The sequence below is a fragment of the Mycoplasmopsis columbinasalis genome, assembly GCF_900660705.1.
Lineage (GTDB): Bacteria > Bacillota_I > Bacilli_A > Mycoplasmatales > Metamycoplasmataceae > Mycoplasmopsis > Mycoplasmopsis columbinasalis.
Genome location: NZ_LR215043.1, coordinates 235,314 through 261,128 on the forward strand (window position 1 = coordinate 235,314; position 25,815 = coordinate 261,128).

21 protein-coding genes and 1 tRNA gene are annotated in these 25,815 nt (G+C 32.1%); 7 read left to right on the forward strand and 15 right to left on the reverse strand.

The genetic code is table 4. The features are described from left to right. Positions 1-100: 100 nt before the first annotated feature. Complete coding sequence (locus tag EXC55_RS00800) at positions 101-955, forward strand: hypothetical protein (protein ID WP_129622801.1); 855 nt, start codon at positions 101-103, stop codon at positions 953-955. Next, positions 937-4,011 (forward strand): lipoprotein 17-related variable surface protein, encoded by a 3,075-nt coding sequence (locus tag EXC55_RS00805; RefSeq protein ID WP_129622802.1) that lies wholly within the window; start codon positions 937-939, stop codon positions 4,009-4,011. Before EXC55_RS00800 ends, EXC55_RS00805 begins: the two co-directional genes overlap by 19 nt. Positions 4,012-4,152: 141 nt before the next feature. Here EXC55_RS00805 and aspS read toward each other — a convergent pair whose 3' ends face one another. The 5 genes from aspS to EXC55_RS00830 form a co-directional block, all read right to left on the reverse strand. After that, the gene (gene aspS / locus EXC55_RS00810) at positions 4,153-5,862 is read right to left on the reverse strand and encodes an aspartate--tRNA ligase (RefSeq protein ID WP_129622803.1); all 1,710 of its coding nucleotides are present in this window, start codon (positions 5,860-5,862) and stop codon (positions 4,153-4,155) included. A gap of 18 nt (positions 5,863-5,880) precedes the next feature. Then, positions 5,881-7,188, reverse strand: coding sequence for a histidine--tRNA ligase (gene hisS / locus EXC55_RS00815; RefSeq protein ID WP_129622804.1), 1,308 nt, complete (start codon positions 7,186-7,188; stop codon positions 5,881-5,883). A gap of 177 nt (positions 7,189-7,365) precedes the next feature. Further along, a complete protein-coding gene (locus EXC55_RS00820; RefSeq protein ID WP_165001860.1) occupies positions 7,366-7,686 on the reverse strand; it encodes a thioredoxin family protein in 321 nt (106 codons plus the stop codon). Between the two features lie 84 nt (positions 7,687-7,770). Further along, entirely contained in the window at positions 7,771-9,699 is a 1,929-nt protein-coding gene (gene gyrB, locus EXC55_RS00825) for a DNA topoisomerase (ATP-hydrolyzing) subunit B (RefSeq protein ID WP_129622806.1), read from the reverse strand. A 237-nt stretch (positions 9,700-9,936) separates the two neighbouring features. Next, on the reverse strand, positions 9,937-10,512 hold the full coding sequence (locus EXC55_RS00830) for a YgjP-like metallopeptidase domain-containing protein (RefSeq protein WP_129622807.1): 576 nt from the start codon (positions 10,510-10,512) through the stop codon (positions 9,937-9,939). A gap of 202 nt (positions 10,513-10,714) precedes the next feature. Here EXC55_RS00830 and EXC55_RS00835 point away from each other — a divergent pair, with 202 nt between their 5' ends. Then, positions 10,715-11,320 carry an FMN-dependent NADH-azoreductase gene (locus tag EXC55_RS00835; RefSeq protein ID WP_129622808.1) on the forward strand — a complete coding sequence of 202 codons (606 nt, stop codon included), beginning with the start codon at positions 10,715-10,717 and terminating at the stop codon, positions 11,318-11,320. Between the two features lie 54 nt (positions 11,321-11,374). Here EXC55_RS00835 and EXC55_RS00840 read toward each other — a convergent pair whose 3' ends face one another. Genes EXC55_RS00840 through mnmE form a run of 5 tightly spaced genes read right to left on the reverse strand, consistent with a single transcriptional unit; the run spans position 11,375 to position 15,744 of the window. Continuing rightward, positions 11,375-12,376 (reverse strand): NAD(P)H-dependent glycerol-3-phosphate dehydrogenase, encoded by a 1,002-nt coding sequence (locus EXC55_RS00840; RefSeq protein WP_197722268.1) that lies wholly within the window; start codon positions 12,374-12,376, stop codon positions 11,375-11,377. Between the two features lie 8 nt (positions 12,377-12,384). Beyond that, positions 12,385-12,843, reverse strand: coding sequence for a hypothetical protein (locus tag EXC55_RS00845; RefSeq protein ID WP_129622810.1), 459 nt, complete (start codon positions 12,841-12,843; stop codon positions 12,385-12,387). Further along, positions 12,836-13,630 (reverse strand): 16S rRNA (adenine(1518)-N(6)/adenine(1519)-N(6))-dimethyltransferase RsmA, encoded by a 795-nt coding sequence (gene rsmA, locus EXC55_RS00850; RefSeq protein ID WP_129622811.1) that lies wholly within the window; start codon positions 13,628-13,630, stop codon positions 12,836-12,838. Before rsmA ends, EXC55_RS00845 begins: the two co-directional genes overlap by 8 nt. Next, on the reverse strand, positions 13,611-14,387 hold the full coding sequence (locus EXC55_RS00855; RefSeq protein ID WP_129622812.1) for a TatD family hydrolase: 777 nt from the start codon (positions 14,385-14,387) through the stop codon (positions 13,611-13,613). The genes rsmA and EXC55_RS00855 overlap by 20 nt, the downstream gene beginning before the upstream one ends. Before the next feature lie 10 nt (positions 14,388-14,397). Continuing rightward, positions 14,398-15,744, reverse strand: coding sequence for a tRNA uridine-5-carboxymethylaminomethyl(34) synthesis GTPase MnmE (mnmE, locus tag EXC55_RS00860; RefSeq protein WP_129622813.1), 1,347 nt, complete (start codon positions 15,742-15,744; stop codon positions 14,398-14,400). Between the two features lie 48 nt (positions 15,745-15,792). On the opposite strand from mnmE, the gene EXC55_RS00865 reads away from it, so the two are divergent. Further along, positions 15,793-19,020, forward strand: a complete 3,228-nt coding sequence (locus EXC55_RS00865; protein WP_129622814.1) for an AAA domain-containing protein — start codon at positions 15,793-15,795, stop codon at positions 19,018-19,020. Positions 19,021-19,114: 94 nt separating this feature from the next. After that, entirely contained in the window at positions 19,115-20,401 is a 1,287-nt protein-coding gene (locus tag EXC55_RS00870) for a DNA cytosine methyltransferase (RefSeq protein ID WP_129622815.1), read from the forward strand. A gap of 174 nt (positions 20,402-20,575) precedes the next feature. On the opposite strand, the gene EXC55_RS00875 is transcribed toward EXC55_RS00870, so the two are convergent. Both EXC55_RS00875 and EXC55_RS00880 read right to left on the reverse strand, forming a co-directional pair. Continuing rightward, positions 20,576-21,241 (reverse strand): chromate transporter, encoded by a 666-nt coding sequence (locus EXC55_RS00875; protein ID WP_129622816.1) that lies wholly within the window; start codon positions 21,239-21,241, stop codon positions 20,576-20,578. Continuing rightward, positions 21,241-21,882, reverse strand: coding sequence for a chromate transporter (locus EXC55_RS00880; RefSeq protein WP_129622817.1), 642 nt, complete (start codon positions 21,880-21,882; stop codon positions 21,241-21,243). Before EXC55_RS00880 ends, EXC55_RS00875 begins: the two co-directional genes overlap by 1 nt. A 72-nt stretch (positions 21,883-21,954) precedes the next feature. Between EXC55_RS00880 and EXC55_RS00885 the strand changes: the two genes are divergently transcribed. After that, the gene (locus EXC55_RS00885) at positions 21,955-22,671 is read left to right on the forward strand and encodes a hypothetical protein (protein ID WP_129622818.1); all 717 of its coding nucleotides are present in this window, start codon (positions 21,955-21,957) and stop codon (positions 22,669-22,671) included. A gap of 118 nt (positions 22,672-22,789) precedes the next feature. Here EXC55_RS00885 and EXC55_RS00890 read toward each other — a convergent pair. The 3 genes from EXC55_RS00890 to rplM all read right to left on the reverse strand — a co-directional run bounded on the left by EXC55_RS00890 (position 22,790) and on the right by rplM (position 23,770). Next, positions 22,790-22,866, reverse strand: a tRNA-Ile gene (locus EXC55_RS00890). A 74-nt stretch (positions 22,867-22,940) separates the two neighbouring features. Continuing rightward, positions 22,941-23,333, reverse strand: a complete 393-nt coding sequence (gene rpsI, locus EXC55_RS00895; RefSeq protein WP_129622819.1) for a 30S ribosomal protein S9 — start codon at positions 23,331-23,333, stop codon at positions 22,941-22,943. A gap of 2 nt (positions 23,334-23,335) precedes the next feature. Further along, positions 23,336-23,770, reverse strand: coding sequence for a 50S ribosomal protein L13 (gene rplM, locus EXC55_RS00900; protein ID WP_129622820.1), 435 nt, complete (start codon positions 23,768-23,770; stop codon positions 23,336-23,338). A gap of 488 nt (positions 23,771-24,258) precedes the next feature. On the opposite strand from rplM, the gene EXC55_RS00905 reads away from it, so the two are divergent. Then, a complete protein-coding gene (locus tag EXC55_RS00905; RefSeq protein WP_129622821.1) occupies positions 24,259-25,713 on the forward strand; it encodes a hypothetical protein in 1,455 nt (484 codons plus the stop codon). Positions 25,714-25,815: the final 102 nt, after the last annotated feature.

Genomic DNA, 25,815 nt, shown 5'->3' on the forward strand with positions numbered 1-25,815 from the left:
TCTTTTTTTTTTTTTTTTTTTTTTTTTTTTTTTTTTTTTTTTTTTTTTTTTTTATGATGTGTGCAAACAAAACGTTCTTTTAAAAAAGAGGTAAAAAATTATGAAATTAAAAAGAAAATTTTCTTTAATTTTTGCAACAAGCTCAATACTTGCTCTTTCTCCTGTTTTAGCAATTTCTTGTGGTTCATCGTCTACTGATGATGAAAAAGATTCAGGGGCAAAAGCAGCTAGCATTTCTGGACAAGCAGAATCAAAAGCTGATGAAAAAAAATCTAAAGATTTGCAAGCTTTACTTGATGATTCTAGAACAAAACTTGTGTTCGCTAGAGAACAAATCAGTAATTTCTCAAATTTTATAGAAAAGAATCTTTCTGGTTCATGACAACAAATGTACGAAGATAGGAATGAGTTAAAATATTTTGTAAATTCAACGCTTAAAAACTTCTTTACGTTATACACAGTAAGTAAAGATGACAATTTAACAAAGGATATTTTGCTGATTGTACCTGATGTTGATATTCAATACGAAGTGCCTATCTTCGATCCTTTTTCAAACAAAATAATAATTCGTGCAATTGTAAATAGTAACGATGGACTCGTACTTGGAACAGCGCAAAAAGATTTTATATTTGAAAACCTTGTTGATACTAAAGCTCTTCCAGCTATGTTCGCTAAATATGTCGAAAATCCGAATTGATTTTCGGTGATTTTAAATGATGCTTCGTCAAAATTTCTGTCAGAAAGCGAAATGATAGAAGATGAAGAAACAAAGACTCCCAAAATTGATATCAGCAAAATTAGCGTAAAAGCTAAAGTTATCAACGAAAATAACCAAATTGTTGAAATAGACCCTTTAAAGGAATTGACGAATAAATATTCAATTTTTTTCTTGATCAAAACGATGAAGTTGCAAAACTTTATCCTAAACCAACACCGATGTCTAATGATAGATTAGGGCTTATAAGAAAAGCTGTCATTCTAAAAATATCTGAAGCAAATCAAAATAATACTTTCTTTTTAGATGCCGTTGATCTTTGAGGTTTCAAAAACTTTAATGATGTAATTAAAAACGGATGAACAGATTCAGACTGAAATAAAATTTTTGGAACAAACAACAGAGTAATAGCTTCATTAAATCTTACTAGCAAAAACTACGAAAAATTTCTCAACTTCACTCCAGAACAACTTAAGAATGCTTTGCCAACTGTTACTGATGAAATTAACGTATTTCTTTTGGCAAACTCTGAAAACAAACAATTATGATATAGCGAAGATGAATTAATAAAACTTACTTCTATGCTTCCAAAAAATACTTTTAAGTATGAATTTGTTTCTCAAAACACTAACAATTCAATAGACATTAAAATTACAATTTCTTCTCTTAATAAAGATGGAACTAGTAAAACTTTCCTAACCACTTTAGACAATTTTCAAAATTTCGAACCTGATCATGATACTTTTAAAAACATTTTGAATGATGCAACAGCATTGTATCTACGCCCTGAAAAAAGAACATTTCTAACAAGCTTAAAACCTTCTGAAGCTGTTAAATATATTAACATTGATAATGACATCAACTTAATAAGATTAGTAAAAACTAATTCTGATTCTAATTATTTAAACGACTTAAACAACACAGTTTTCGATGGACGTTCACATACAATTACTAGAAAGTTAGCGCAAAATGGCATCGATGATCTGAACGGAACTTTAACTTTTGATGTTACTATAACGTCAAAAACCAATCCTAATGAAAGTTATACAAAGAAATACACAGTTTATGGTTTTGAAATTGAAAAAAGCGTGAAGGCCTTACAAAATTATTTAACTAAAATTAATTTAGAAGGTTATGCAAAATTAGCTACCGACGAAACCAACGCTATTTCAACTATTAATCAATTACCTTCTTATTATCAAAATAAGACAAACTTATTAAATTTCGAACTTGCTGTAGACGATTTAAACTCAACAAACATCCCTATAGATGAGCAAAACGATTCTGACATTATTACAAAAAGAAAATTAGCGTTTGATCAATATGCAAAAGATGTCAATGTTGAATTTCTTCCAAACGTTTCTTACGAAGCAAATGATGCTGAAGGATATGCAACAGTAATGGCGAAATTTAGCTTAAAAAGTGATCCAAATATTCAATATAAAGAAAATGTTAAAATCAACAACTTTGTGGCATCAGAAATTCAAGGTTTTGCATCTCTTAAGAAAAAAGTAGATGCTCTTAACGACCTGCAAGTAATTATTCCAACAAATAACAATTATGAACAAAACTACTATGAGTTAACAGCGAGCGAATTTGATAATCTTGTTATATCACGCAAAATAGATTTAAACAATGGACTTTACTTAAACCATAACTTATCAAAAATATATAGTAATTTTGAGGGAGTTAGTTTTGAACGATTAGATGTTAACCCATATAACGATCAACTTGGAACGTATAATTTAAGAACTACTTTTAAATTAACTGATGGACTAACATATACAAAAACTGTGCCAATTTTTGGTTTCAATATTAATAGAAATTCATATAAAGTCGATGACAGCATTTGAGCAAATTTAAGACTTTCATTTGAAAAAGAAAATCGCTATGACAATTACATAAACTATGTATCTTCTTGATCATCGTCATCGGAAACGGAAATACAAGTGGGTTCTACAACAATTTCTGATGACTCTATGTCATTGCAATATTTTGATCCAGAAGTCAAAGACTATCGTCCGTTTGGAGACAATAGTAACTTTAAAAACCTTGTAGTAAAAATATCATCAGATGATATGGACGATGATTCTGTTGAAAACTCGAAGAAATATACTGTTAGAATTTTGGATACTTTTGGTAACTCTGTTACAAGGAAATTTACTTATAATTTTGGTAAAAAATATGATACAGAAGCCAAATTGAATGATACTCTTGATAACAAGTTTACAAAAGCCGTTATTTTTAATGAAAGAAATAATTCTTGAGAAAATACACCATTATTTCTTAGAAGCGCCTCAGCAGTTCTTAATTCACTAAAAAACCAATATCGTGACAATTTAAAAATTATGCTAGTTAACAACGAAGGATTGTCATCACTAACCAGTGTTCAATGAGGTAAAAACCTAGCAAAACAAAGATTCTTGTTTAAGGATGGAGCCTTTGCAAATCATTTCCAGATAGCATCTTCTCTTGATACTGCGATTGCAAACGATAAAGAAGGCACAATTAAATTAACATTAACTGTGTCAACGGTCAATACCAACACAGGAAGAACTATTAATTCTGTAAGCAAAGAATTTGTTCTCGATGGGTTTAAAAAAGAAATTAAATCAAAAAATGAATTTTTAAAATTTGCTAATAACTTTGCTTACGATCTACCTGACTCCGTCAAAATTTATAACAAGTGAGAAAAAGCGGTTCCTTACGTAACTGATTTCTTAATGTCAGCATTCAATCAACAACCAAATGTGTCATTCTTGCCTTCTTTTGAGGCTAAATTTGACGCTACCGATGGTATTTGGGGCAATAAATACGAATTGCTGCCACAAAAAAATAGCAGGTTAAATATAGAAATTCCAGTTTTTGTTAAGTTTTCATTGCCTGAAAATTATTATGATGAAACAAAGGGTGAATTATATGTTAATTACACTCTTATAAGCACTACTAATCCTGAATGAGAACTTACCCGTTCAAAAGCCATTAAGTTGACTGGTTTGGCAAAAGAAGAATTCACTTCAGACAAACTCAACAAATACTTGGATGCTCAACAAATTTGATTTAACTATTTAGGGAACAGAAAAATTTCTCAAGCATCTGAATTCAAAAGTGAACTTGTTTCAGGAAATGCTATTGATGGTGGTAAAAATGTGCCATTGCTTCTAAAACATCCATCATTAGCTTATAGTGCTGAATTTGTTAACGCTGATGAAACTTCTCTTGTATTTAAAGTTAAAGTTTACTCAACTCTAAATTCGAATATTTATGCCGAAAAAGTTGTAACTCTAAAGAAATAAAGATTATAAAAACAAGCTTTTTTCAAAGCTTGTTTTTTAATATATTCAATTTTTTGTTTCTAAATTCTGATTTAGAAAATAAATCTACAAATTTATTATTCAAAAATCTAATTTGTGAAATTGTATAGCTAAATCAAACAATTATTTTTCGGATAATTCAAGGCCAAGGTCGTTTAGCTGTGTGGCATCAACAGTACTTGGAGCTTCCATAAATACGTCAATTTGTTTTGCATTTTTGGGAAACGCCATCACATCACGAATTGATTTCTCTTTAGCAATTATCATCAACAAACGTTCCAGACCTAGACCAATGCCGCAATGTGGCGGCACACCGTATGAAAAAGCTTCTAAGAATCAACCAAATTTTGCTTGCTGTTGTTCTTTTGTTAAACCAATTAAATCGAACATTTTCTTTTGTACAATTGGGTCAAAAATTCTCGCTGAACCTGAACCAAGTTCAAAACCATTTAAAACAAGATCATATGATTTAGCTTTGATTTTTTCCATTGGCAACTTGTCCAATTTGCTAATCTCGTGGTCAAATTGTGTAAATGGATGGTGGGCTGCTTGTCAAGTGCCACTTTCTTCATCTTTTTCAAACATTGGTCAATCAGTGATTCATGAAAAATGATAAATATCATCGTTAGCATAGTGAAACTTCTCATTTAAACTAACACGAACTGCTCCAAGTGCCTTAGAAGCATTCTCGTATGTATTTGCGACTATAAAATAGGTTCCGTCGTGATTTTCATTTTGTGTTATTAACGTTTGCACAGCTTCTGGAACTTTGTTCGCAAAGTTAGTTAGAATAACTTTTCCGTTTTGTACAACAAAGTAAAAGAGAATGTTTGCGCCATTTTTCTTGGCAATTTCTTCTAATTCAACAAAATCTTTTTTGGTGATAATACTGTCAACGAAAAGATATCTTTTAGCGGGCGCATCTTTAATAATGTTAAATTCAGTATCAACGCAAAAGTCATTACAATCTTGAATTTTGTAACCATATCTAAGATCTGGTTTGTCAGTTCCATAATCTCTTAAAACATCAAAATATTTATAACGAGGGAAAGCCCCTTTAGCTAACTCCAACCCTAATTGTTTAAAAGTGTGCTTGAACATTTTTTCGATAAATTTTTGAAAGTCTTTAACTGTTAAAAATGAAACTTCAATATCTAGTTGGGTGAATTCAGGCTGACGATCTTTACGACTGTCTTCATCGCGAAAACACTTTGCGAATTGGTAATATTTTTCGATGCCACCAATCATTAAAATTTGTTTAAATAATTGTGGACTTTGTGGTAAGGCTCAAAAGTTTCCCTTGTTTCGAGTTGGCACAAGAAAGTCACGTGCTCCCTCGGGTGTACTTTTAGCCAACAAAGGAGTTTCTACGCCTAAAAAACCTTCTTTAGTTAAAAAGTTACTAATTGTGGTAATTAATTTGTGGCGCAACATTAAATTTTCAAGCATTTTTGGACGTCTTAAATCCAAGTAACGATGCTTAAGACGCAAATCTTCTTTAACATCAATGTCGTTACGAATTGCAAAAGGAAGCTCCTCAGGTGCTTGCGTGAAAATTTCAAATGAATTTACAACCAGTTCAAATTCCCCAGTTGGCAAATTTGGATTTGGTTTTATTCTACGAACAAGCTCGCCGGTAACTTCCATCACGCTTTCTTTGTTAACTTTTAAGTCTTGATTAAAGACACATTGGATGATACCGCTACGATCACGCAAGTCAATAAAAGTTAACTCACCAAAACGTCTTTTGTTTGCAACTCAACCATGAACTGTAAGTTGTTTGCCTAAATGTTTGCTGTTAATTTGTCCGTTATTAATTGTTTTTGATTTCATAAAATCTCTTTTCTAAGCTTACGCTTTGATGTTAAGTTTGAGCATTTCAATAATTTGGTTTCAGTCAACATTATTAAAATCAAGCGTAACTTTTGCGTTAGTTTGAGTATTTTTGTAAAGATAAGTATTCGTCGAAGCAAAAGAATCAAAGAAAATAAGATTGTGAATTTGATAGCGATTTGCTCGTTCGAAAATTTTCTTTGTTTTTAAACCTGTATCTTTAATTAATTCGATATTGATGCTTTCCTTACGAGCTTGGAACACAAATTTAAAAGCTCAATCAAGATCAGATTCAGATTGAACAAACATTAATAAATCAATGCTTTGGTTGTGAACTTTGAACAAGTGTGAATTGACGAAAGGCAAAGTTTCCTCTTCAAGTAACAAATCGACCAAACGATCTACACCAAGTGCAAACCCACATGCTGAAAGTTGTGGGCCGCCTAGTTCGCTTACTAAATTAGAATATCTGCCACCTCCAATTAAAGTGTTTTGCGAACCAGACTGATCTGATTGCGAAACAATTTCAAATACCACTTCATCATAGTAATCTAGGCCGCGCACTAGTTTGTCATCTTGTTCAAAATCAATGCCATTTGCTGCCAAAATTGTCTTTAATTTTTCAAAGTATGCCTTTGAATTTGGAGTTAAGTATGACTCTAATTTTGGAGCATTGTCCATAATTTCAAGTTTTGAATCGACTTTATCATCCAAAATTCTTAATACGTTAGTTTCTAAACGTTCTTGACTTAAAGGAGAAAGTTGCTTCTTGTGCTTGGTTAAATAGTTTTTCAAAGCCTGTTGATATTGCGCACGAGTTTCGTTATCACCAAGTGAGTTGAGCTTGAGTTTAATGTTAGGAGTAAATTTTTGCAAGAAAGTATAAGCAAAAATGATTATTTCAGCGTCATTAAAAGGATTTTTATCACATAAAAATTCAACACCAGCTTGGTTGAATTGGCGATATCTTCCTTTTTGTGGTTGCTCGTAACGAAACATTGGGCCTAAGTATGCGAACTTTTTGAATGATGTTGTGTCAGCATATCATTTGTTTTCCACAAACGCGCGCACAAAGCCAGCCGTACCTTCTGGACGTAAAGTAACTTTGCGTTTGCCTTTGTCTTCAAATTCATACATTTCTTTTTTAACAATATCACTAGTTTCTAGGTTGCGACGAAACAATTCGGCTGATTCTAAAATTGGTAATTCTATTCAGTCACATCCAAAACTTGTAGTCTCTAGAAAAAACAATGTTTTTAAGTATTGTTGGACTCTGGCTTCACGACCACAAATGTCACGAGTACCTTTAATGCGCTTATACTCCACAACAACTCCTTTAATTATGAATTAGATTTAAGAAATAGATACAGATGTAAGAATAACATTACAATTTTATCACCGTTAAAGTGAATTAGCAGTTTTCACACTAATTTTGTCAATATAACTATGTGTTAGGATTGAATGCAAAAGAGTAACAAAAAAAGGCGCTGCAGCCTTTTTGTTTTATTTCAAGTAAGTTTTTATTTTTTGAGTAAAAGCATCAACTGGCAAGAAACCTAATGATTCAAAAACTTTTTCGCCGTTTTTAAACATTACTCAGAAAGGAATTGAGCTAACGCCAAATTCGCTCACAAGTTTCTTGTCTGGGTCGTGGTCGATGTTCAAACGGATTACTTCCACATTTTCTTTTTGAGCAACTTCATCTAAAGTTTGTTTAAACATTTTGCAAGCAGGACATCATTCAGCGTGAAATACTAAAACATAGTCTTTCTTGTGTCCTTTATATTCATCAAGATATTGTTGTACTGAAATTTCTTTAAGCATATTTCCTCCTATAAAAGTTGAAATTATTATAGAACAAAAAAAGTACCAAAAAAGCAAAAAGTGCATTTTTGATACAAAAAAATACTAAAAATCAATATTTTTGACAAATTTGGCGTTTTGTTCGATAAATTCACGTCTTGGCAAAACTTCTTCGCCCATAAAGGTAGTAAAGGCCCAGTCAGCGCGTGCAGCATCGTCAATTTGGACTTGAATCATTAAACGAGTCTCTGGATTCATTGTGGTTTCTCACAATTGTTCAGGATCCATTTCACCAAGCCCTTTATATCTTTGGATCGTAACTTTTACATTAGGACTAAGTCCGTCCAAAATTTGGGCTTTTTCGTCATCACTATAAGCGTAATTAATAGTTTTCCCAACTTGAATTTTGTAAAGAGGTGGTTGCGCAATATACACAAAACCATACTCAATCAAAGGACGGAAGTAACGATATAAGAAAGTTAATAATAAAGTTCGAATGTGGGCACCATCAACGTCGGCATCAGTCATAATGATGATCTTGTGGTAACGGAGTTTGTTGATGTTAAAGTCATCAAGTACACCAGTACCAAAAGCAGTAATAAGTGACTGAATTTCTTCGTTTGAAAAAACTTTGTAAGGTGCAACTTTTTCCGCATTGATAACCTTACCACGTAGTGGCAAAATCGCTTGGTAACTGCGATCACGCCCCATTTTAGCTGAACCACCAGCTGAATTACCTTCGACAATGTAAAGTTCACTAATTTCGGCATTTTTAGATGAACAATCAGCAAGTTTGCCCGGCATTGCACCGCCATCAAACACTGTTTTCTTACGTGCCGCATCACGAGCAGCTTGGCCGGCCAAACGAGATTTTTTAGCCGCTAGAGCTTTTTGAACAATTAACTTAGCTTCGGTAGGATTTTCGTTAAGAAAACGTTCAAAAGCTTCACTAAAGACTTTATTCACGGCCACGCGGGCGTCTTTGTTACCTAGTTTTGCTTTGGTTTGTCCTTCGAAAATCGGTTCCTTGTGTTTGATTGAAATAATAGCTACTAAACCTTCTTTGACATCATCCTTAGTAACTTTATCTTCATCCTTTTTGATTAAATTTTGATCTACACCATAATTATTGATTAAACGTACTAAGGCATCATAAAATCCATTTTCGTGTGTGCCACCTTCAACGGTGATAATGTTGTTTGTATACGAAACAACATTCGAAGGAATTCTTTCATTGTATTGCATTGCAACTTCAACACCGACTGCAAATTGGCCGCCATAAGCAGATTCGCCTGCAGCATAAATAACATCGTTGTGAACTAACTTTTGCCCAAGGTTAAGTTCTTTGACATAATCAATAATCCCGCCTTCAAACATAAATTCTTTGAAAGTACCATCTCTTTGGTCAGTTAATGAGATTGTCAAGCCTTTCGTTAAATAAGCAGTTTGTTTGATGTGGTCAACAATTACGTCCTTGTCAAAGGCATTTTTTTCCATAATGGTAAAGTCAGGGATAAATTTAATTTTGGTACCAGTCTCATTTACGTCACATTCACCAATGACAACTAATGATTGAATAGTTTGGCCACCATTAGCAAATTTAGCATAATGAATTTTGCCTTCACGTTTAACTCAAACTTCTAATTCAGCACTCAAAGCATTTACAACCGAGGCGCCAACACCATGTAAACCACCAGCAACTTTGTAACTATCTTGATTAAATTTACCGCCAGCATGTAAGACTGTAAGAACAGTTTCCACAGTAGAAACGCCTGTAGCTTCGTGAATAGCGGTAGGAATTCCACGACCGTTGTCTTCCACAATCACATAACCATCAGGAGTCAAAGTGATACTTACTTTGTTGGCATAACCTGCCATACATTCATCCACGGAATTGTCAACAATTTCCCAAATTAAATGGTGAAGACCTTTAAGTCCTGTTGTACCAATATACATTCCGGGTCTAACTCTAACTGGTTCTAATCCTTCAAGAATCTTAATACTTTGTGCGCCGTATTCATTATTAGTGCTCATAATCACCTCAATTTTCCACTTTGGCAAGTGTTAAAATAAAATTTAACTATATATAATGAAATTATATATAGACTAAATAATTTTGTGAGTTAAAGCAATTATACAAAATTAAAATTTGCCATAATTTTAACAATTAACCCTATAACATAATTATATTTGCAAACTTTACTTGATTTTAATTTTAATTTGCATTACTAAAATATGGAAACAGCCGGCGACAAAAATAAAGTTTATTTTTTAGTTTATTTCAGCGCAAATGTGGTTTAACTCAAATTCTCGTTCCATAAAATCAGGCAACACTTCTTGTGTCTTCTGCATAAACTCTTTGTTATGTTTATCGAAAAAACAATGTGTTAATTCGTGCACAACGACTGTTTCAATATATTTTTGATTAAGTAAAACTAAACTGAGTGAATATGAAATTTTTCAATCACTAGTTTTAGGCCTTAGACTAACCAAATTTGAAATTCATGTGCCTCAAGTACTATATTTTTTTGTCACAATGAAGTCGCCCATTGGTAAACCAAAAAGTTTTTCGTATTTGCGCTGTATTGGTTCAATACAAGCAGTTAAAACTGTTTTATAAAAATCAGAAACATATTTTTTACGAACATCAACTGTTAATTCAATGTTTTCCGGAACAAAAAGTTTTACATACGGTGTTTCGCATGTTGTGTTTAATTCATACAAACTTTTTTTCGATTTTTTTATCGCTAACTTTTCTCACTTGACTTGGATCTTTTTTGTAAAAAGTATGATTTCGTCACCATCAAGAAAACTTACATAAGTTTGTTTAAACTTCGTAAAACTCATTATTTTTTGTCTCCTAATTCAATTTAGTCTTACCTCACAGCCATTTTTTCTGAGAAATAAATCCAAGAATAAATGTTACTTAGAGGAACTTGATTTTTGTTGATTTTAGCAATTATTAGTGAATTTAATAACATTTGCTGAACTTATGTGAATTTTAATTTTATATCTTTATAATTTAAATTATTTACCTAAAGGAGCAAAGATGACAAAACCACTTAAACTTGTTGTAGTTAATTCTTCATTGAATCAAAATTCACTTTCGTGACAAGCAGCACAAGCGGTGGCAAACAACATTAAAAATGTGCACGCTAACGCCGAAGTAAGTTTGTTAGACCTTAACCAAACACCTTTTGCTACTACAACTCTCAATGCGGTTGATGGTTTCAAGAGTTTTTTGACCAAAGTAAATTCTGATTATTATATTAATTTACTCAAAAACACTGATGTGCTTATCATTGGTGCGCCAATGAGCAATTTTGGTTACAGTAGTGTTTTAAAAAACTTTATTGACGGAATTTGTGTGGCTGAAAAAACATTTTCATATAAGTATGCTGGTAAACATCGCTCAATTGGATACTTAGATAATTTGAGTGTTTTACTTGTGGGCACACAAGGAGCGCCAGCGGACTGATATCCTTTCGGCAATCATCTTAAACAACTTGAAGGCACTTTCCGTTTTTTAGGTGTTAATAAAATTAATTCATTACTAATTGCCGGTACAAAAACAGCTGCTTATGCAGGTCTAAGCAACGCAGAAATTTTGCAAAAAGTAGAAAACGACCTACTTGAACTTGCAAAAAAACACTAATTAAATAAAGAAAACAAATTTAAAAAAATGACTCCACAAGTGAGTCATTTTTGTTTAATCAACGTTAGCTAAGAAAACAAGTAATTTATCAGGACGTTTATTTTCAAAAAGTACTTTCATAATGTTTTTGAGAAATGGCAATTTTAAGTGTTGATACTCTGAACCTTCAATTAGTTCGCGAAAAATTGAAGCTGAACGATAGCCTTCAATTGTTTTAGTGTTTAACTCAAGAGCACTAGTAACACCAACTTGCGCAATTTGCACACCAAAACTATAATTACGACTTTTAAGAGAAGTGCAAGTTAAAAATAAATCACCAATCGCAGCGTATTCAAAACCAAAAGTTTTAGAACTATGTGGGAACATTACACTTTTAATTTCATTAATTTCTTTGACAGCAATAGTAAGCAAAGCCGCTTCTGTATTTTTACTTGGAAATAACACACCCGCCATGCCAGTGCCAATTGCATAAACATTTTTCAACGCAGCAAATAATTGTGCAGAATTTTCGTCCTTATGAGGAACCAATTTGAAGTGGGAATTATTAAAGGTACGAGCAACTTTTTTCAAGTAATTTTGCTTTGGACCAACCACGTTGGCAACAGTTAAATCACCAGCAAATACTTCAGTGGCAAATGAAGGCCCCAAGATAGTGCAGTAATTTTGTAGTGCTGAACCAAATTCTTTGCGCACAATTTCTGAATAAAACATTTGTGTCTGCGCATCAATACCTTTAGCAACGTTAATAACATCAACTTGACGGTCGCCTAAATATGTTTTGATGTTTGGAATCACTTTATCAAAAGCACTTGATGGTACTGCTAAAACTAAAAAGTGCACACTTGCAAGAGCTTTTTCTAAATCATCAGTTGCTTCAATTTTGCGTGCGTTCTTAAAACTGTTGTTGCCAAAATAAACACGGTTAAGTCCACGATTTATATCGTTGATTTCGTCCCGGTTAATTCCTCACATTGTTACTTTGTGATTATTTTCTGCCAAAATTGTTGCCAAGCCGCTTGCTCAGGCGCCTGTTCCAATAAAAGTAATTTTCGCCATAATTTTCCTTAGTTAGCTTTCTTTTTTGTTTTCTTTGCTTTTGGTTGTGTTGGTTCCGCTTTTTTGATTGCCCCAAAGTTCAATGCTCATTTGCACGCCTGACGATACGCCGCCAAGGCTGTGGTGCGATCATTATGTTTAAGTTCAGCGCGGAGTGCTTTCTGCACGAAAACGTGAAACATTAAAACCATAAAACCAACAATAAGTAAAAAAGTGCCCGCAACTGAAGTTAAAACAAGGATTGTTATGTCATTAGTTTCGATGGTTTTTTTAGCGATTGCAAAATAATAAAGTACTGGCGCTAGAATAAACACTACAGCAAAAATTAAAGCTAAGCTAAAACCGATAATTCGTCAATTACGCTTGCGGCGATAGGTAGTTTTTTGCTTCTTGCCGTCATGATCTGGTCGATTATGATACAAATTCAATAAATCTAAAAAGTCGTATTCGTAAATGTAATTAATCATTAGTCCTTTCGTTCAACAACTCGTAAAGTTTCAACACTGTTTCTAAATTTAACTCCTGAATTCTTGTTAAATCATTTAAATTTAGTATATTATACGTATTTTTTATTGCCGCTGACGTATATTTGGTTTGCAGCGCTCATGAAAGTTTTTTGCGACGAGCCAAAAAACAAAGTTTAAAAAACTCTTTGAGTTGATCATAATTGTCAGTTTCATCTTGGTAAAATTCTAACATTATAATTGCTGAATCAACCTTTGGCATAGGATTAAACGCCGAACTAGGAACTTTAAAACACTTAGTGACCTTTGCAATATGTTGTGCTGTAAGCGTTAATTTGGAATAAGCATTAGTATTTGGCTTAGCTACCAAACGATCTGCTACCTCATTTTGCACCATCAAATAAGCTTTTTTAAAACAGTAACGATAATCAAAAAGTTTAAACAAAATATCACTAGTAATATAGTAAGGGATATTACCAACTACTTCATAACCTTTATATGAATTTAAGTCTGTTTGTAAAAAGTCCTGCAACACAATTTGCTCTTCATTCAAAATGTTTTGAGCTAGTAAATAATTTTTCATATCAGGATCAATTTCAAACGCAGTTAACCTTTGAGCCTGTGGCGCAAGCATTTTCGTCAAAGCACCGCGTCCTGGGCCAATTTCTATGAGGTGTTTGTTCGCCGGTTCGATCAAGGCAACTATTTTCTTAATTAAAGTCTGATTAATTAAAAAATTTTGCCCGAACTTTTTCTTGGCAAAAACTTGTTTATTTTTTTCTTGAAACATTTAACTTAAATAGTTCCTTCGTGTTCTTGAGCACCTGGTCAGCAAATTTTTCAAAAGGCATTTTCTTCAACCCAGCAATAAAAGTAGTAACATAAATCACATTCGTTGAATCATTTCATTCGTTACGTTTTTGTGCCGGTGACAAGTAAGGTGCGTCAGTTTCAGTCAAAATTCGCTCAACCGGCAATCATTCCAGTACTTCAATGGTTTTTTGCGCATTTTTGTAGGTTACAATGCCACTAAAGCTAAAGTAACAACCCAATTCATAGAATTTTTTAGCTCAATATAAATCACCACTAAAAGTGTGAATCATAAAAGTAACTTGGTCAGCGCGTTTCTTAATTACTTCGTATAAATCCTCATAGGCGTCACGCATATGCACAACTACTGGTAAATTAAATTTTTTCGCTGTTTCAATTTGTGCGTCAAATGATTCAATTTGAATTTCACGAGGCACATTTTTTCAGTAATAATCTAAACCAATTTCGCCAATTGCTTTGACTTCTGGTGTGATTTGTTTTGCTAAAATTTCACCATCTTGTTTCCCTGTTGCAAGCGTTGGGTGAATTCCTATTACTGGAAAAGTATGATCAAAATGTTTGCAAAGTTGTAAAACCTCTTCATTTTCTTGCGGGTCGCAACCTGTGACCATCATCACGGCTACTCCTTTATTGTAGGCTTCTTCGCAATATTGATAATTATCTTTATAGTAACATTTTAACGGATGGGTGTGTGCATCAACATACTTAATTGCCATAAATTTCTCCTTATTTTCCTAAACAAAAATTTCTAAACATTTCATCTAATAAATCTTCATTATCAGCACGGCCACTAATATCAGCTAAATTCGCTCATGCTCGTCTAATATCAACAATAGTCAGATCTGCATCTAAACCATTTTTTAAAGTTGTAATAGCATCGCGAATATTTTGTTGTGCTTGTTGAATAAGTGCGATTTCACGCGCGCTTGAGATTACCTCTGACTCAGCAAAAGAATTTAAATCAAAAGCGTTAACTAAAGCATTTTTAAGATCTGTAATATTTTGAGTCAAGGCACTCACATAAATTTTGTCTGCTTCTTGCACGAAATTAGCTGGTAACAGATCGCTTTTGTTGATCACAGCAATACGCTTTTTGTGTAATTGCTGACAAGTTTCAATAATTTTTGCATCAAATTGATTGGCTGGCGCATTTGGTTGTTGAATATGAACTACAATGTCGGCTTTAGCAATTTGATCAAGTGATTTTTCAATACCTAATTTTTCTATTTTTTGCGTGGTTTCTCGTAAACCAGCCGTATCAATTAGTTTGAATAAAAAGCCATCAATTTGGTAAGTAGCTTCTATGACATCACGCGTAGTACCTGCTTCGTCTGTGACAATTGCTTTTTCTTCTTCCAACAAACAATTCAAAATTGATGACTTCCCAACATTTGGTTGCCCTAAAATCGCGACTTTGACACCTTCGAAAATTAACCTTCCTGTTTGACTTTTGTCCAGTATAACGCTGACCTTTTCGTCGAAAGCTTTAAGTTTCAGTAACAACTCTGAACCGAGAGCATTTTCGACATCATCATATTCTGGATAGTCAATGTTAACTTCAATTGCACCAATTAAATACATCAAATCTTTCATTAAAGAATTAATCATTTGCGAAACAACACCAGAAAATTTTTTGAGCGCCAGTTGCGTCTGACGTTCAGTTTGAGCGTGAATTAAATCATTGATTGCTTGAGCTTTAATCAAGTCCATTTTGCCATTTAAAAACGATCTTTGTGAAAATTCGCCTGGCAAAGCTAAGCGCGCACCGTTAGCTAAGACTAATTTCAAAATTTGGTTTGTAACAACAACGCCACCATGACAATTAATTTCCACTGTGTTTTCGCCCGTGAAAGTGTTTGGCCCGTAAAATCAAGCAACCAAAACCTCATCAACTATGGTGTTATTATGAAAATTATCAATTATGTTTCCAAAAGTAACTTCTCGATTTTTCCCTATTTTTCCAGAAAAAATCTTCGAGATTACAGCAAAGGCTTGATCACCAGAAATCCGAATAATTGAAATAGCTTGGTTAATTTTTCCGCCCGAACTTATCGCTGTAATTGTGTCATTCATGTTTATAATTTTACTATATATTAATAATTAAATATAGAGGCTTGACATATGAATAAAAAGCAAGAATATAAAAATATCTTATCTAATTTACTTGATATTAAGCAATTTGACAGTAGTATTTTCACCAACATTGACAATACTAGTTATTTTGACTTTTTAACTACTTTTGGTAAAAAAGCAGTAGAAAAAATTGTTTATGATCCTAACTTTGAAATTGAATTAGTACAAAATTGACACGATGATTTAAAAAATAAAGTCAAACGCATTAACGATCCATTTGTGCTTATTAATTTACTAAGAAATTACGAACACTATGAACTTAGTGAAAATCGTGAAAAGCTTATCAAAAACAACTTTGAATTTGCTAAAAATAAAATCATCGATGAAATTGAAAGTGAATTTCAACGTCAAAATAACAAGTGAAAAAAATTTAAAGTTAAAGCAGAAGATATTTTCCAACAATCAAGTACTTGACCAATGCATATTGGTTATATTTTTGTGAAAGTTTTAATTGAAACTAAGTCAGTTTATGCGCCTCTAATTTTTAAAGAAGTAAGTCTTGTTAAAAAAGGTTCGAAAGTTTTCCTTAAATCTGAAGGCGATTTTAAACTTAATGAAAAACTAATTTTCATTCTCCAACAGTCAAACTTTGATATTGACTTAACCAACGAAAAAATTGAAGGTAAAAAATTCCCAGACATTCTTGAATTCCTTAACGTTGAGCTTGGTTCATTTTTGAATTTTCACGTCTCTCTTGAACAAGTTATTCAAAAAATTAATCGTTTTAAATCTGAAGATATTAAAAACCAAAAACTTCTTGAGTTTTATGGTGGTTGTGTACTTGGGCTTTTCCAACCAGCAGGTGGTTATGTTCGTAACAGAATGCTTGAAATTTTGAACAAAGCAGAACTTGAATCAATTCTAATTAGTAATACTTTCAACATTAATGTATACAAAAACAATATCAATAAAGTCATTTTCAACCCCAAAAAATCGATTTTTAAAATTTCACACACAAACTACTCGCAAGATCGTGCTATTGTTTCTTCTTTAATTCAAAACACAATTATTTGAGGACCTCCAGGAACTGGTAAGAGCCAAACTATCGTCAATGTTTTAGTTAACGCAATGCTTTTTGGTCGCAGTACTGTTGTTTGTTCTGAGAAAAAAGCTGCTATCGACGTTATCATCGAAAGACTAGGTGAACTCAAACTCTTTACTCTAAATTTAATCAACAATAGTAGAGTAGCATCTAAAGTTTCTTTCTATGAACAAATTGAAAAGTATCTTAAATATGTGCGTCAATTTGATATTAATAAAGAAGTTAAACTTCGTCCGCTACATTTTTTAAACCAAAGTGAAGTAGATTATTTGGATAATTTAGCTCAAATTAAATCTTGAGAAAACCTTGATAGATTGCAAAATATTTTTGATAACTTTGCGCCGGTTTGACACTTAATTACAAAAGAAATGTGAGAAAAATTGGTCACTTTTGACCGTGAAATTAAGCTGCCTAATGAATTTAATTTTGAAACAGCCAACGAATTTCAAAACGCATTACTTAGTCTCAATCATGTAAAATGAAAAACTTTTGATAAAAAGAACAGATACATCAAAAAAGAAGCTAAAGCAATGTTTGAAATGTTCAAACAATTTAACTGAAATTTGAACGATGTGTTACCTTACTTTGATGGTTTAAGTCTTGATGATTATGAAAAATGTGATTTGTTAATTAATAACAAAACTCCGGAACATAATAAAAGATTAAATGACATTAAACTCATTAAAGCAATGATTGCTTTACAAATTAACGAAAAAATTCAGAACTTTTCTTATGAAGAAAACGCCTTACTCACTGAATTTTCTGTTGTGGTGCAGTCGAAAAAAATGCCAGTGTACAACTTTGTTAAAAAATTCGCGGCTATTATTAAAAAAATGTTTCCAGTGATTGTTGTTAACCCAGATATTGACTTGACACCTTGAAACAAAGAAGAATTTGACTATGCAATTATTGACGAATCAAGCCAACTTTTCCTTGAAAAGGGCTTGCCGTTACTCTATTTGGCCAAAATCAAAATTTTGGCAGGTGATGACCAACAAATGAAACCAACTAACTGGTTTAGCATCAGAATTAGCGATGACAATACCGTTTATTCATCAGTGCCATCGTTGTTAGATTATGCCAAAGGAACAGTAGGACACAATATTTTGCTTGACAAAAACTACCGTTCAAACTATGCGGCCTTAATGACATTTAGTTCCAAAGAGTTTTATAACGAAAGCTTAGATGTTATTGACAATTTTAGTAATGTAAGCAAAACTCCAATTGAAGTTTATGACATTGACGGTAAGTGAGAAGATAACAAAAACACTAAGGAAGCAGAATTTGCTATTGATTTATTATTGAAATACTTACCAATTTACGAAAAAATTATCTTATTGTGTTTTAACTCAAAGCAACAAGACTTAATTCAAACTATCGTGCTTGAAAAATATAGTCAAATCGAAGAAGCAATGAATACTCGTCAACTGATTATTCGGAACATTGAAAACATTCAAGGTGATGAAGCTGATTTAGTTATTGCTACAGTTTGTTACGATGCTACTACTGGAATCCACGGAACTTATGTGGGACGTCCTGGGGGGCGCAACGCGCTCAATGTGGCTATTAGTCGTGCTAAAGATAAAATTATTGTTATTAAGTCAATTAAATCCAACCAAGTTACAATTTTTAACAACGACAATTTAGACTTACAAACTTTCCGAAATTGACTTGCTTTTCTTGAACTTTCAGACGAAGATCGTAAAACTTATGTTGAAAGAAGACTCGAATCTAGTTCATCTTTATCGCACCTAGAAAATGACACTTTTTACAAAAAAGTGATTTTTGAACTCGAACAAATGATTAAAAGTTCAAATTTAGTTTTGAAAAAGAACAAAAACATCGGAACAATTCGAGTTGACTTGACAATTGGTTCTGAACAAAGCGACCAAATTTGCTTCCTTGTCGACACTTACGAATATGCTGGAAATATTGATGCTTATTTAAAATACCTTGACACTATTGAATTTATTCGTGCCAAAAAGTACAACGTGTTTCATTTGACTCGCCAAAATTGAGTTAATTTAAAACCGGTTATTCACGAAGCAATTCGCAGAGCAAGAGTAGAAGTTGATAAAGAATTATGCGAACAAGAAAAATTGAACCTTTTAGAACAAACAAGTAAACCAGATGTTGAATTGACATCAATTTGAGAAGAAGAAATTGAAAATTAATTTCAATTTTCTTTTTTTCCTTAAACAAAATAACTAATTATTTATTTCACTGTGAATACTTTTAAAACTAAATCAAAATAAAGAATGAGGAAATATGAATTTTTCTTCCATTATGGACATTTCAAAAAGAACTGGAAAAACCATAAAATCAATCAGACGAGAAATTGCACTTGGAGCTTTAAAAGCTGAGAAGCAAAAAAACAAATTTATTATTAATGAACTTGATTTTAAAACTTGGGTTGAAACTTTAAAATCAGACAAACCAGGAAGAAAAATCAAAAAATCATCGAAACAAAAAGAAGTAATTCGCAAAAAAGTTGACAAAGTGAATTGACTTGAAGTCAAAGAAGATATGAAAAGAGTAGATGCCTGGCAAGATAGAGGGCAACAAAAAGACTTTTTCTTTATTGATTTATTTACAGGAGCAGGTGGCTTGTCGTGTGGACTTGTAATGGCAGGAATGACTCCTGTTGGATCGGTTGAAATACTTAAACCTGCAGTCGAAACATATAAATATAACTTTTCAAAAGTAAGAAATTTCGAAGATAATATTACCGATAGAGATATTTGCGACCCAGAAGTTAAAAAAACACTAAAAGACTCAGTGAAAGGTAAACATATTCATCTTATTGCTGGCGGTTTTCCATGTCAAGGATTTAGCTTAGCTGGTAATCGCGCCGTCACTGATCCTCGAAATTCGTTATATTTAGAAATGCTTGAAATTGTAAAATCTCTTAAGCCTGACTTTGTTTTAATGGAAAATGTTAAGGGTTTAAGATCCATGTTAAATGGCAAGATTGAAGAAAAAATAATTCAAGATTATAAAAAAATTGGTTACGACATCAATGTAACAGTATTAAATAGCGCTGATTATGGAGTGCCTCAGTATCGCGAAAGAGTAATTTTTGTCGGAAATAGAATTAATGCAATTAATTACCATCCCAAACCTTTTTTAGATGAAACTAACAGAGTCACCGTTGGTGATGTTTTGGCAAAATATTTAGATATGCCGGAAAACATTGAGAAAAATCATATTTTTGCAAACACAAGTGACAAAATACTTGAAAAAATTCGTGAATTGCCCATTGGAAAAAGTTTATATAAAAATTATAGTGATGGTTGAAAAAAAGTTTTTTGAGATAAACCTTCGAGCACCGTAAAAGAAAACCATGGCGGTGTTAATATTCACCCTATATTAAATAGGTTAATGACTCCAAGAGAATTGGCGACTTTACAATCATTTCCTGATGACTTTATTTTTAAGGGCGCTAAAAAATGACAATTAGTGCAAATCGGCAACGCTGTGCCACCCTTGCTAGGAAAAGCCATCGGACTAGCAATTTTAAAATCTTATGAAGAAGTATCTGCAGAAGATAAATAAATAGTATGAAACTGCAAAAATTTTCTTAAACAAAGATATCAAAACTAAACCTCTTTAATTACCTTTTAACACATTTCCTAAAACAAACTGAAACAAATTTTAAAAAAATGACATTCTGAGAAAACGTCATTTTTAAATTGACTTAATTTTATAGGGGTATTGACAAACTATGAATTACAACCACGGTTGAAAAATTATTAACGAAATTGCTATACTTGCAAGTATTAAAACAAATAATGAAACTTTCTTTTTGTAAAGAATATAGGAAACAATGACATTTAGCGGCGCATAAATGTAAAGTACAATTCCTCTTCACCCGCTGAAAAATTTTGCTTTAGGAAACTCTTTGTTGTATTGTCAATAACCATTAGTGTCATTAAATTTGAAAAAAGGAAGTAAAATCGCAAGAAATAACTGCACACCAACAGCAACTATTATGCCTGCCACAACTGGTTTCATTAACAATAAAACTCTTTTCATGAAACTTTTCTTTTCAAATTTACTAATGTATTTCATTGCTAAAGCCATAATTAAAATTGCTGGTAAACAGAAAATTAAATATGTAATAAACATTGCCACATATCCAATTCAACTTGATGAACCATCTGCTTGGTTACCAAGTAAAAAACCAGTAAAAAAGGCGAATTTTGTGGAAACAACACCTGGCGTAGCGTTAGAAATTGTAAAAACTTGATTAATGTGTTCTTCAGTGATTGGCACACCAAATGTTCCCGACATAAGTTCCCAAAGTCACTTAAACATAGGCATGAACACTTGTCCGCCGCCAAAAACAGAAAGTGAAATTAAAATAACTGCACAAGCAACCACTAAATAAAGCATTATGCCACCTCAGAGTTATTTGAATTTTGTGTTTCATTATTATTGTTTTTGTTACTGCGCATTTTTTTAGCTTTGCGATAAAGCACAAATTCTATAATACCGACGATGAAAAAAATCGCAATCATTACTATAACTGGAATGTTGTATGGGGTAGGCACAAAGAAACAAAACGCAAAGGTGAAAATGAAAAGAAACAGTCAAAGCGGTGTGTTAATTTTATTTTTTGAACTTTTCATATACGATCAACCAAAAGCAAAAAGAACACCACTAATAGCAGTTAAAACACCTGCTGCAATAACATAAAGGTATTGTAAAGGTAATTTTGAAACACCTAAATAGAGGCCAAAAGCCATCAAAACATGAGGCAAAATAGCTACTAAAGTTAAAATCGAACCAAGAAATTTGCCAAAATGCTTAATACAAATATAACTAATTGATTGAATAACTGAAGGTCCAGGCAACATATTAGTAACAATAACCATTTTGTCAAATTCTTCTAAGGTAAGTCATTTTTTGCGGTCAACAGCTTCATTTTTGATAACAGGCATTAAAGCATTACCGCCGCCAAAACCAATAAATGTAATTTTTAAAACAAATAAAAACACTTCTCAAAACGAAGTTTTACGTGATTTTTGGTTCATCTCGATACTTTCTACAAACTAAAATAAGTATAATTAAAGTTATTATATCTTTTAAACAAGGAAGAGTGCAAAATGACTAAAACAATGAGTGCTGAATTAACGAATTTAACGAAATTTACGAAGATCAAAAATACAACAGTTTATTTTGCTTTGCCAATAGAATTAGGAAATAAAAAATATCAATTAGATTGGTCGTTATGCGACAAACAACCCTTTGTTATAGATGCAAATTTAAAATTAACAAAATTCGAAACTTGACTTAAAGATTTTTTTAGTTCAAATGAAATTAATGCTTTAGAAAAGGTAAAATTCAACTTGCAAGAGCTTTCAAAATACGCATTAATGTCAAGCTATCAAAAGCAAGAAAATGCCAAATTTAAGTTGATTAATTTAGATCTTTTCCAACAGCAAAACAGCAAAAAACAACTCTTTGTTTTCACCTTCGAATTAGTCAACGACCCGCAGCTAGCTCTTTCAAATTTGTATAACTTTGCAATGCACTTTTTTGCTAATTATGTTAGATATCAAAACGAATATCGTTTAACTTTTGAAAATCAAATTGTAGCTAAGCAGGAGACACAAATTCAAAGTTTTATTAACTTAGAATTTGTTCGCTTTGTATTTGATAACTTAAATTCGTCAGTTGCTTTTAGTTCATATTTTGATGCCAACGAAGATTTTGAGAACCTTGGTAAAAGTCAAACCTTTGCCGCTTTTCAAGACCAAAATGGTTCTGCAGAAATTTTGTTCGAAGCATCATTGATTGAATTATTTAAACTTTGTTTTTAAATTTTGAATACTTCCAAGACTTTGTTTGAAAGAACAAAGTTTTTGTTTGTATCTAATTCATAGTGTTAAATAAAAACTACTCACCAGAGTAGTTTTTTGGACAATTTTTCAATTGGAATGGTGCGAACGAATGGACTTGAACCATCGACCTCACGATTATCAGTCGTGTGCTCTAACCAGCTGAGCTACGCTCGCATAATGTACTACGAATTTTACCACATTTTTTGATTATTTGTTATTAATTCGTAGCAAAAGAATTTTTTTACTAACTAACGTTTTGAGAATTGACGTGCACGACGAGCTTTGTTCAAACCTGGTTTTTTACGTTCTTTAACACGCGCGTCTCTAGTAAGCATACCTTCTGGTTTAAGCTTAGCACGATATGATTCACTAGCTAATAATAAAGCACGAGCGATACCTAAACGAATTGCACCAGCTTGACCACTTAATCCACCACCGCGAACATTAACAGTAATATCGAATGTTCCTTTAGTTTCAGTAATTGTAAGAGGTTGTTCAGCGTCTTGAATGTATAAATCAGAAGTTAAGTAATCTTTAGCATCACGGTTATTGATAACAAATTTACCTTTTCCAGGTCTTAAAATAACACGTGCTGTTGAAGACTTACGACGTCCTAAGCCACGGTATTCAATGTTAGCCATAATTATCTTACCTCTAATCTTTCTGGTTGTTGTGCTTCGTGTTTGTGTGTTGGACCAGCATAAACAAATAAGTTTTTACGTTGTTTGTTTCCTAATTTGGTGTGAGGAATCATACCTGAAATTGCTTTTTCAACTAAAGCAGTTGGTTTTTTAACTCTCAATTTAGCTGCTGTGATGCTTTTAAGTCCACCTGGATAACCTGAGTGGTGGTAATAAACTTTTTGTTCTTCTTTCTTTGCAGTTAAAACAATTTTTTCAGCGTTAATAATAATCACATTATCGCCCATGTCCGCATTAGGAGTAAAAGTTGGTTTAGTTTTTCCTCTTAATACAGAAGCAACGAAAGCAGCTAAACGACCAAGTACTTGACCTTCAGCATCAACGACAAATCACTTTTTATTAGCTTTTTCTCGATTAACAATGGTTGTTTGTCTCACGATTCCTCCTCTATTTTTGATAGTTAGCAAAATTGCATTTACTATTATATAGTAAACGTTCAAATTCATAAATAAATTTAATGATTTTTTATGAAATTTAAATAGACATTATCAGTTTAATAATGCAGTGAATACAAAGTTAATTGTAAGAGTATTTTAATACAAAAAAACAAAATCTTGCGTAAGTTAACTAAACAAACTTACGCGCTAGTTAAGAATTGGTTTGAAAGAACTTAATAAATTTAATTATTATCAATTATCGAAAAATAAGTTACAAACTTACAAAGGCAGTTTTTTAACTATGAAACTACACAATTCATCATATTACGACACACCTGAAAAAATGATTTCACTTTTAATAGAATTTTATTAAATGTTTGACATTCATTTGTGTGATTAAAACTATTATTCGTATAATATTAATAAATCAAATAGTAATATATACTTAAAAGTTATTGCTTTATAGCATTTTTAAATAAGGAGAATTTATGAGATTACGTAAACTATGACTATCGACCGTCGCAATTACAGCTGCTGCTCCTGTTGCCTTTGTAACAGTTGCCTGCAATTCAAGTGATGAAAAAACAAGTAACGAAAAAGCAAGTAATGAAAAAGAAGTAAAACAACAAAATTCACTATTTGAGGCTCTACAAGACTATTTAAACAAAGATATTTTTCTTGGCGAAACAAATATTTTGGAAACGCTTTTAAATTCTGTTTCACAAGGTAAAAATCCTTACACCATTTTAACTGAAAAGTGAAGCAACTTACTCACAATAAAATTTTTTCTTCCTCTTTTCACTTCTTTAGTTACTAATAATAAAATTGCTGATTTTAAGACTTCGTTGACACTTGCTGCTGCTAAAACCCTTGCTTTAGACAAAGACGTTGTGCCTGAATCCGTAATAAGTAAGAAAGTTCGAGAAGAAATTGACAAGTTGACTTTTCAAACAGTTGAGTCTTCAGATGACTTTAACTTAACAAAATTAAAGCAAAAAGACTTTTATTTTCTAAATGAACAAGCATACAAGGCTTATTACGAACAACATTTTGAACAGATAAATAGTTTCTGAACAAAATTCATCGCAAATCAACGTCAAATTGCTGCTGTTAAGGACGAAAAAAACGAAAATTGAACATGAACAATTGACGAATTTTTAGCAATTATTGTTCAAAAAATGAAAGAAAATAAAGAAGTAATTTATTCAAACCAATTTGCCGAAGGCATAAAAAAAATTTGAGAACAAACGAAAAATGGTTTGCCAAACACCTTTTCAGGTTTACGAAAAATTTTTGTAGAAAGCGAAATTGTCGAAGTAATTTTAACTGAGTCACGAGAGCTTTACAAAGTAGATGAACCTGCAAAATTATCCTTTAGTAAAGAGGATGGTGAAAGCTTATTAAAATTGCTTTCTGCAGCGGAAAAAATATTATCTTACCTATCTAAATTTATTACACTACCTCCATCTTATAAAATTGATAAAATATGAAGTTTGGAAAAAAAATTTGAGGCCCATTTTAAAAATAATGAGGAATGAGAACAACTTTATAATAATGAAGAGTTCCAAGAAATTTTTAAATCTTATGCTGCTGGTATTAGCATTTTTATATTTAGTCTAGATAGTCTAGATCCCGTAAACAAGAAAGAATTTTTAAAATTTTTCGAAAAACTCAAAACTCATAGTGCAAAAACAAAAGAATTTATCAATTTTATTGTGCAACAAGACTTCTCTTCGAATGCTCAACTCAATGCTATAAAGTCACTTCTTGAACTTTGACTTGCAATTTACGATGAATTAGCAACAGTTTTACAAAAATATCTTACTACTAATAAAATCGACTTTGCAGACACAGATTTCTTAACACTTGTTCAATCATTTAGTAGAAATTACGAAAAATATCAAAAATTTTTAAATCAAACACGTGCTAACACTGACAGTTAGTAGACTCTTTAATAAGTATTGTTTAAGATAGTTAGAACAAAACAAATAAAAAGCAAGCAAATAAGCTTGCTTTTTGTATAACAACTAATGAGTAATCTCATT